This is a genomic window from Streptomyces ureilyticus (assembly GCF_011045025.1).
GTDB lineage: Bacteria > Actinomycetota > Actinomycetes > Streptomycetales > Streptomycetaceae > Streptomyces > Streptomyces ureilyticus.
In genome coordinates, this window is sequence record NZ_JAAKZX010000302.1 from 1 (window position 1) to 9,159 (window position 9,159).

At 70.7% G+C, this 9,159-nt stretch carries 8 protein-coding genes and 1 pseudogene; 5 read left to right on the forward strand and 4 right to left on the reverse strand.

The genetic code is table 11. The annotated features are described in order from the left end of the window. Window positions 1-1,214 (forward strand): annotated as a pseudogene (locus G6048_RS44505) (hypothetical protein); the annotation flags it as partial. A 161-nt stretch (window positions 1,215-1,375) separates the two neighbouring features. Here G6048_RS44505 and G6048_RS44510 read toward each other — a convergent pair. Beyond that, entirely contained in the window at window positions 1,376-2,251 is an 876-nt protein-coding gene (locus G6048_RS44510) for a transglutaminase family protein (protein WP_206342901.1), read from the reverse strand. A 102-nt stretch (window positions 2,252-2,353) separates the two neighbouring features. Next, window positions 2,354-3,355, reverse strand: coding sequence for a GNAT family N-acetyltransferase (locus G6048_RS44515; protein WP_165345320.1), 1,002 nt, complete (start codon window positions 3,353-3,355; stop codon window positions 2,354-2,356). 140 nt (window positions 3,356-3,495) lie between these two features. Between G6048_RS44515 and fdxA the strand changes: the two genes are divergently transcribed. Then, window positions 3,496-3,816: a ferredoxin gene (gene fdxA, locus G6048_RS44520; RefSeq protein ID WP_018089397.1), complete on the forward strand. Its 321-nt coding sequence runs from the start codon at window positions 3,496-3,498 to the stop codon at window positions 3,814-3,816. Window positions 3,817-3,958: 142 nt separating this feature from the next. Further along, window positions 3,959-5,050 carry a bifunctional succinyldiaminopimelate transaminase/glutamate-prephenate aminotransferase gene (locus G6048_RS44525; protein ID WP_165345321.1) on the forward strand — a complete coding sequence of 364 codons (1,092 nt, stop codon included), beginning with the start codon at window positions 3,959-3,961 and terminating at the stop codon, window positions 5,048-5,050. 83 nt (window positions 5,051-5,133) lie between these two features. Here G6048_RS44525 and G6048_RS44530 read toward each other — a convergent pair whose 3' ends face one another. Both G6048_RS44530 and G6048_RS44535 read right to left on the reverse strand, forming a co-directional pair. Continuing rightward, window positions 5,134-5,595, reverse strand: coding sequence for an ATP-binding protein (locus G6048_RS44530; protein WP_165345322.1), 462 nt, complete (start codon window positions 5,593-5,595; stop codon window positions 5,134-5,136). A 376-nt stretch (window positions 5,596-5,971) separates the two neighbouring features. Beyond that, entirely contained in the window at window positions 5,972-6,970 is a 999-nt protein-coding gene (locus G6048_RS44535; RefSeq protein WP_235991074.1) for a heavy metal transporter, read from the reverse strand. A 124-nt stretch (window positions 6,971-7,094) separates the two neighbouring features. On the opposite strand from G6048_RS44535, the gene dapE reads away from it, so the two are divergent. Together dapE and G6048_RS44545 are read left to right on the forward strand one after the other, a co-directional pair. After that, window positions 7,095-8,174: a succinyl-diaminopimelate desuccinylase gene (gene dapE / locus G6048_RS44540; protein WP_165345323.1), complete on the forward strand. Its 1,080-nt coding sequence runs from the start codon at window positions 7,095-7,097 to the stop codon at window positions 8,172-8,174. A gap of 163 nt (window positions 8,175-8,337) precedes the next feature. After that, window positions 8,338-9,096, forward strand: coding sequence for an LOG family protein (locus tag G6048_RS44545; protein WP_165345324.1), 759 nt, complete (start codon window positions 8,338-8,340; stop codon window positions 9,094-9,096). Window positions 9,097-9,159 lie beyond the last annotated feature (63 nt).

Consider the following 9,159-nt stretch of genomic DNA (forward strand, 5'->3'; position numbering starts at 1 on the left):
CAACCGGTGCCCCCGGCCACCCCGGCGCCGGCATGAGCGACGACACGGCGATCCTCACCCCCCAGAAGCCCGCCCCCGAACCGCCCGGTTACGGCGGCGGTCCGGGCGAGAACGTCTCCGGGCACACGCTGACCAGCGGCATTCCCGTCGTACCGGCGCACCAGAACCCGTTCGGGCCCGGTGCGCCCTCCGACGGACCGATGCCGCATCAGCCCCCGAAGCTGCCCGAGCCGGTCTCGCCGACCGTGCCCGCGGCCTCGAAGCCGAAGAAGAAGGGGCGCAACAAGCTGGTGCTCCTGGGGGTCGGCGTGGTGGGCGTCGCCGGTATCGCGTACGGCGCCGGGCTGCTCATGAACCACTCCGATGTGCCCAAGAACACCACCGTGCTCGGTGTCGACATCGGCGGCGGCACCCGCGACGAGGCCGTCAAGAAGCTCGACGACGCCTTCGGGAAAAAGATGGACCAGCCGTTGAAGCTGGCCGTCGACGGCGAGACGGTGGCCCTCCAGCCGGACCAAGCGGGCCTCCAGTTCGACACGCAGTCCACGGTGCGGGCCGCGGCGGGCGCCGACTACAACCCCGTGTCGGTGATCGGTTCGCTGTTCGGCGGCGAGCGCGTCGTCGAACCCGACATGCCTGTCGACGAGGAGAAGCTGCGGGCCGCACTGGAGCGCGCCGCCGGCGGCGCCGGAACGGCGACCGAGGGCACGATCAGGTTCGAGAGGGGCAAGGCCGTCCCCGTGTACGGCAAGGCGGGCAAGGGCATCGCCATCGCCCAGTCGACGAAGGCCGTCGAGGAGGCGTACCGCACGCAGGTGGCGACCGGCGATCCGGGCGCCGTTCAGGTTCCGACCACGACGAAGGAGCCGACGGTCACGAAGGCCGAAGTCGACCGGATGATGAAGGAGTTCGCGCAGCCGGCGATGTCGGCCAACGTCATCGTGAGGACGGACGCAACCCGCTCCATCCCGTTCAGCCCGCAGAACTCCCTGTGGAAGTTCCTCCGGGTGAAGGCGGTGAACGGCAAGCTCGTCGACAGCCCTGACCTGAAGGCGCTCCAGGAGCTGTACGGTCAGACCTTCGACGGCGTGCTGATCAGCCGGGGCAACGGTGAGAAGACGCCCGTCACGCCCCAGGACGTCTACGGCGCCCTGCGTCAGGCCCTGCTGAGTAAGACCGATCGGGACGTCACCATCGAGACGAACCCGAACTAGCGGATCACGACCGAGAGGGGGCACCCGGCACTCGCCGGGTGCCCTGACCCGTCGTGTGACATCTGTTATCCGGTAGTCCGGGTCGCCGACCCTGCCGGGCCGCATCTCGCGCGGCCACGCTGGGTCGCATGACAACAACTGCGACCTGAGGACGTGCCCGTTCAGTTGAGCATCGCGCGGGCCGCGCGCGCCTGTTGGCGCACGCGGTCCGCGGTGGGTTCGTCGACCGGGGCCACGATGTCGGCGTACGCGTCGAGTTCTGTGGCGCCTGTCAGGAAGTCTCCGTGCTGAACGAGGAGTTGGGCGCGGTCGTAGCGGAGGCGGGCGGGGTGGGACGGGAGCAGTAGCGAGAGGTCCACGGCCCACAGGGCGACGTCGCCGCGCTCGGGGCGGGCGGCGGCCCAGGCGCGGATGTTGTTGAGGATGCGCAGGACGACGTCCAGCGGGTCGGCGGGGGTCAGCATCGACGGGTCGAGGGGCGCACCGGTGGCGCCCGCGACGAGCAGCTCCGCGTCGGGGCCGGTCAGTACGCGCCCGCCGTCGAAGGGGTCGGCCAGCACCTGCTCATCGAAATCAGTACTGGGCGAAGCTCCTTGACGGCCGAAGCCCACCACGAAGTGGCCGGGGAGGGCGACCCCGTACACATGCGCCCCCGCCCTGCGCGCGACCTCCATCCACACGACCGAGAGCAGGATGGGCAGCCCGCGGCGCCGCCGCAGTACCTCGTGCAGGAGCGAGGACTCCAGCCGCTGATAGTCACCGGCCGTGCCGCGGAACCCGCAGTGCGCGCCGAGGTGTTCGGCCAGCGCCGTCGCCCAGGCCCGCGGCCCGCCCGGCCGGAACGGCAACTGCCCGGCCAGCCGGTCCAGTTCGATCTGCGCGGCGTCCATCCCCGCCTCGTCGAGCGTCCCGTCCGCCTCGGCCCCGATGAGCAGGCACAGCGTCGCGAGATCGGGCCGCTCGGCCCGCGCCTCATCGGCGAACCGCCGCCGCCACGCGGCGCTCCGCTCCGGCCCGGGAGGATGAGGTCGACCCATGACTGCCTCGTGCCCTTTCACACCGATCGCTACCGCCGCGCGGCTCCAAAGACCAGTCTCACCGCACTACCGGTCTCCGGCGCGCCCGCCGGAGCCACTGTCCTAGGCCTCCGGCTCGCGGTAGTGGTGGTACGCGTGATGCGCCGCGAACCCCATCCCCCTGTACAGCGCCCGCGCCCCCGCGTTGTCCGTCTCCACCTGCAGCCAGGCCGCCGAGGCGCCCTCGGTCAGTGCCTGTCGGGCCAGGGCGCCCATCACCATGGTGGCCAGGCCCTGACGGCGGAGGGACGGATCCACCTCGACCGCGGCGAAACCCGCCCAGCGGCCGTCGATCACACAGCGGCCGATCGCCGCCGGGGAACCCGGATCGGCGCCGGGCACCGTCGCGAACCACACAGAAGGCCCCCCGCCCAGCACCTTGAGGGCCACCTCGCTCATGCCCTTGCGCTGATAGCGGCCGAGCCACGCCTCGTCCGCCGTACGGGAGAGGAGCACCGGACGCCCAGGGTCCGGAAGGTCGCCGAGCGGCGTCAGCACGCCCGTCCACAGCTCGGCACTCACCTCACGCGTCCACCTCCGCTCCTCCAGCTGCGCACACAGCAATTCCTGCGTGCCCTCGGCGCCGGTCGCGGTCTGGACGTACGCGGGCAGACCACGGGCCGCGTACCAGTCCCGTACGAGCGACAGCGCCTCGTCGAGCGGTAGGCCCGGGTCGCCGAGCGGCAGCACCGAGTTCGCCCGCCTGGTGAATCCGGCGGCAGCCCGCAGCTCCCACTCGCCGAGACGTTCCCGCTCCACCGGCTGCCAGCCCCGTGAGGCGATCCGAGCCAGCTCCTCGTACGAGGCTGAAGGGCCCCGGCGGCGGGCGGGGGCCGACGGAACCACCTTGCCCGCGACCAGCGACGCTTCCGGGATGCGGACACGTTCCCCGGACCGTCGTGTGATCAGCAGCACACCGTCGTCCCATGATGTGAGAACGCCCACCGTGTCGGTGAACCTCTCACCCTTGGGAGCGTCTTCGGTCAGCTGCCGTACCGAGATACGTTTGCCCACGTCAGCAGGGGTGACACGGACTTCGAGCCGTATATGCGAGGAGAAATCCACAGCTCAGTACAACCCTCCTGTTCGGATCACGCCCGGGAACGGAGATACTAGGTGCGGGCATCGACGACGCCGCGCTCCCGCGCGCCAGGCGGCGGAGCCTGAGGAGGCCCGCCAGCGCCCTACCGAGGAGGAACGACAGCGTGACCTACGTCATCGCGCAGCCTTGTGTCGACGTCAAGGACAAGGCGTGCATCGAGGAGTGCCCGGTCGACTGCATCTACGAGGGCTCCAGGTCCTTGTACATCCACCCGGACGAATGCGTCGACTGTGGAGCCTGCGAACCGGTCTGCCCGGTCGAGGCGATCTTCTACGAGGACGACACTCCCGAAGAGTGGAAGGACTACTACAAGGCGAACGTCGAGTTCTTCGACGAACTCGGCTCGCCCGGCGGCGCCAGCAAGCTCGGCCTGATCGAGCGCGACCACCCCTTCATCGCAGCGCTGCCGCCGCAGAACCAGTAAGCGGCGCCCGCATCCGCGCCGCCTCGGTCCCGTACGCCCTGATCACCTTGATCGTCGTACGGGACCGAGGTGTTTGCCCAAGCGGCGGAAGCGACAAGAGCGGCCGAGCGCTCCGGCGCAGCCCAAGCAGAAAGTGAAACCCGTGTCCGCAGTCTCCGACCGGCTTCCCACCTTTCCCTGGGACAAGCTGGAGCCCTTCAAGGCGACGGCCGCCGCCCATCCGGACGGCATCGTCGATCTGTCCGTCGGCACCCCGGTCGACCCGGTGCCCGAGCTGATCCAGAAAGCTCTGGTGGCCGCGGCCGACTCGCCCGGCTATCCCACGGTGTGGGGCACACCGGAACTGCGGGACGCGATCACGGGCTGGTGCGAACGGCGACTGGGCGCGCGCGGCCTCACCCACCGAGGCGTCCTGCCGGTCGTCGGCTCGAAGGAACTGGTGGCCTGGCTGCCGACCCAGCTGGGCCTCGGCCCGGGGGACAGGGTGGCGTATCCGCGCCTTGCCTACCCGACGTACGAGGTCGGGGCCAGGCTGGCCCGCGCGGACTACGTCTCGTACGAGGACCCGACGGACCTGGACCCGGCCGGCCTGAAGCTCCTCTGGCTCAACTCCCCGTCGAACCCCACCGGCCGCGTCCTGTCCAAGGACGAGCTGACCCGGATCGTCGCCTGGGCGCGCGAGCACGGCATCCTCGTCTTCTCCGACGAGTGCTACCTCGAGCTGGGCTGGGAGGCCGACCCGGTCTCGGTCCTGCACCCGGATGTGTGCGGCGGCTCGTACGAGGGGCTCGTGTCCGTCCACTCGCTCTCGAAGCGGTCGAACCTCGCGGGCTACCGGGCCGCGTTCCTGGCCGGCGACGAGGCCGTTCTCGGCGACCTGCTCCAGATCCGCAAGCACGGCGGCATGATGACCTCCGCGCCGACCCAGGCCGCGGCGGTCGCCGCCCTCGGCGACGACACGCACGTACGCGAGCAGCGCGAGCGTTACGCGGCCCGCCGTACGGCCCTGCGCGAGGCCCTGCTGCGGCACGGTTTCCGCATCGAGCACAGTGAGGCGAGCCTGTACCTCTGGGCGACCCGGGACGGGTCCTGCTGGGACACGGTCGCCCACCTGGCGGAGCTGGGCATCCTGGTCGCGCCGGGCGACTTCTACGGTCCGGCGGGCGAAAGCTTCGTCCGCGTGGCGCTGACGGCGACGGACGAGCGGGTACAGGCGGCTGTGGGGCGCCTGTAGGTCGCGTACGACCGCGAATCGTGCGTACGGCGAAGGGGTCCAGATGGCGTGCACCTGGACCCCTTCGCCGTACGAGCGTGATGTCAGCCGAGCGGCAGGTTCTGCGTCGGCAGCGTCTCCGCGCCGGGGAGACCGCCCTGGGTGAGGCTCCCGGTCGGCAGGGAGGCCCCGCCCGACTTGGCGGTGTCACCGGCCACGTCACTCGCGGAACCGGCGACATCCCCGGCGGCGCGCTGTGCGACGGGCGTCGTCTTCTTGACGGCCTTGCCCGTGGTCTTGACGGCCTTGCCGGTCGTCTTGTCCGCGGCCGGCACACCCTGCTTGACGGCCTGGTTGCCGGCGTCGCTCGCGAGGTCGGTGGTGGTCTGCGTGGCACCGTCGACGGTGGTGCCCGCGTTGTCCAGCGCGGACATCCCGCCGAGGTCGGGGGAAGCGGGCAGCTGGGGCGCCGCGCTGGCGGAGCCGGCCGCACCGACCCCGGCAGCCGCTCCCGCTGCGACGAGCAGCGCGGTACGGGCGATCCGGCGGGTCAGGGGGAGGGACATGATGCTCCTTAGACGGGGAGAAAAACGGTGAAGTGTGCGACCAGGCCCGGGAGTTGGTGGTGGCCGACTGGATATCGGCCGACCGGCTGCGGTTGATCCGCGGTGGCTCCGCGGTTGATCGTTCCGGGCTCGGACGCAGTGACTACCGCTCGAAGTCCGCGAAGGTTGCGGTGGCCCGACGTAAAGAGTTGGCAATGCATCGCATTATCGGCTGCGGAGAAAACCGGGCAAAGAACGCCCGGTGCGAAAGTCTGCTGAATCCTTACCGCCCTTGCTTCCCAAGGGATTTGGTCGATTCGCGCGGGGGGCGGACGACATCCCGTGCGCGCTGTGGACATGGCGCACACGGGGTCCCCCGAATGGGTGAGGGCGCGTACTACCGCCCCGTGACGACGCGGACTTCCCCCGTGGAGTTCCGGGAACTCGAGGTCTCCGCGCGCCACTCACTGCGGGTGTTCCCGGCGATCCAGACCCGGCCCGCGTACGAGACCCGCTTGATGTGCAGCGCGGAGGCGTTGGCCACCGCCCAGTGCGCCAGTCCCCAGCCGCGCTGCCGCTGCCCGCCCCTGGCGGCCGGGGCGTCGGGGACGGGGATGGTCACGGTGCGGGGGCTCGCGGGACCGTCCGCGCCGGGGGACGCACCCGACGGAGTGGCGTCCGCTTCCGGCCCCAACTTCCGCTCCGCGCCCGCCTCTTGGAACATGTCCTGCCCGAAGTCCCGTACCAGCGCGGCGCGCACCGCGTCCGGGCCGGGCTGCCGACGTTGCGCTGGCCGCATGTCCGGGCGCCCCTCGCAGGTGAGCGTGCCCGCCGCGCGCCCGGTCAGCGCCGCGGCCAGCAGGGTGGCGTCCGTTTCATGCTTCGCGTACGCGTCCGGGAAGCCGCTGCGCTGCACGCGCTGGGCGGCGACGGTGAGCGGCAGTTCCGAGTAGTCCGGCACCTTGGCCAGGTGCTCATAGAACTCGCTCGCCGCGTACGCCGGGTCCATGACCTGCGTTTCCGTGCCCCAGCCCTGCGAGGGCCGCTGCTGGAACAGGCCCAGCGAGTCCCGGTCGCCGTGGTCGATGTTGCGCAGGCCGGACTCCTGGAGCGCCGTCGCGAGGGCGATCGTGACGGCCCGCTCGGGCATGCCGCGGTTGGTGCCGACCACCGAGATCGTCGCCGCGTTCACCGCCTGCTCCGCCGTGAACTCGTACTCGTATGACGACGCGCCTTCGCCTCTGTCCGAGACGACCGTGCAGCGGGGAGCGCCCGTGCCCCCGGTGACGTACTGGAAGGTGAGGTACGCCGCGAGGGCGAGCAGCATCGCGAGCGCCGTTCCGAAACGCGGGAGGCGGCGGCGACGGACGTTACTGGTGGGTTCGCGCACGCTCATCAAGGTAGCGAAGGGCGCGGGGTCTGATGACCGGACTATGGACATTTGGTCAACAAGCTGTGGGGGGATGTCTCAAAGCAGTCGACGTGGGGGCGGTACGGGCCGTCGCGCTAGGGTCGACCGTATGGCTGACACCCCGCTTGACCTCACCGTTGACGCCGCCCGGCTGACCGCGCGGCTCGTCGACTTCCCCTCGGAGAGCGGCAGCGAAAAGCCCTTGGCGGACGCCGTCGAGAGCGCGCTGCGTGCCCTGCCGCATCTGACGGTCGACCGGTACGGCAACAACGTCGTCGCCCGTACGAACCTGGGGCGGGCCGAGCGCGTGATCCTCGCCGGGCACATCGACACGGTGCCGATCGCCGGCAACGTGCCTTCGCGCCTCGACGACGACGGCGTGCTGTGGGGCTGCGGCACCTGCGACATGAAGGCGGGTGTCGCCGTGCAGCTGCGGATCGCGGCCACCGTGCCCGAGCCCAATCGCGACCTCACATTCGTCTTCTACGACAACGAGGAGGTGGCCGCTCACCTGAACGGCCTGAAGCATGTGGCCGAGGCCCACCCGGACTGGCTGGAGGGCGACTTCGCGGTACTGCTGGAGCCCTCGGACGGACAGGTGGAGGGCGGTTGCCAGGGGACGCTCCGGGTGCTGCTGAAGACGCGCGGCGAGCGCGCCCACTCCGCGCGCAGCTGGATGGGCTCGAACGCGATCCACGCGGCCGCCCCGATCCTCGCCCGCCTGGCCTCGTACGAGCCGCGGTATCCGGTCATCGACGGGCTGGAGTACCGCGAGGGCCTCAACGCCGTCCGGATCGAGGGCGGAGTGGCGGGCAACGTCATCCCCGACGAATGCGTGGTGACCGTCAACTTCCGTTACGCGCCCGACCGTAGCGAGGAGGAGGCGCTGGCCCACGTGCACGAGGTGTTCGCGGACTGCGGGGTCGAGGAGTTCGTCGTCGACGACCACAGCGGGGCCGCGCTGCCCGGTCTGTCCCACCCGGCGGCCGCCGCGTTCATCGAGGCGGTCGGCGGCACCGCGCAGCCCAAGTACGGCTGGACGGACGTCTCCCGCTTCAGCGCCCTCGGCGTCCCCGCCGTCAACTACGGTCCCGGAAACCCGCACTTGGCGCACAAGCGGGACGAACGGGTCGAAACGGGGAAGATCCTGGCGGGGGAGGAACGTCTGCGGGCCTGGCTGACGTCCTGACCCGTACGCGAGGTCCTGCCCCGTACCTGAGGGCGGTTCATGGCGGACATGCCGGCGTCCCCCCTCCGTAACCCGCGTAGACCTACGCTGGGGTGGAACGACCCTTCCCCAGCTCTCGGCTTCGCTCGAGCCGGGGGAGGCCCCAATCGCGGAGGGAGCGGACATGGCCACTGGCGACCCGGAGGGCAAGAAGCGGCCACCGGACGAGCAGCAGCTCGGCCCCGTGCTGCGCAGGCGCGGCCAGGTGCAGGCGAGCACGACGGACCAGCGGCTGCTGGACGCGGGCGGGCCCTCGGACTGGGTGCACACCGACCCCTGGCGGGTGCTGCGCATCCAGTCGGAGTTCATCGAGGGCTTCGGCACGCTGGCCGAACTCCCGCCCGCGATCAGCGTGTTCGGCTCGGCCCGTACGCCGGCCGGGTCACCGGAGTACGAGGCCGGGGTCGCGCTCGGCCGGGGTCTCGTCGAGGCCGGGTTCGCGGTCATCACGGGTGGTGGGCCGGGTGCCATGGAGGCCGCCAACAAGGGTGCGTGCGAGGCGAAGGGCATCTCGGTCGGGCTCGGCATCGAGCTGCCCTTCGAGCAGGGGCTGAACCCCTACGTCGACATCGGCCTCAACTTCCGCTACTTCTTCGTGCGCAAGATGATGTTCGTCAAGTACGCGCAGGGGTTCGTGGTCCTGCCCGGCGGCCTCGGCACGCTGGACGAACTCTTCGAGGCGCTGACCCTGGTTCAGACCCAGAAGGTCACGCGCTTCCCCATCGTCCTCTTCGGTACGGAGTACTGGGGCGGGTTGGTGGACTGGCTGAAGAACACGCTCATCGCGCAGGGCAAGGCGTCGGAGCAGGATCTGCTGCTGTTCCATCTGACGGATGACGTGGATGAGGCGGTGGCGTTGGTGTCCAAGGAGGCGGGGAGGTAGGGCGAGGGGTTTTTCGCCCCCGCCGCCCCTACCCGTCCAGTACCAAGGCTGTCTCTTATACAC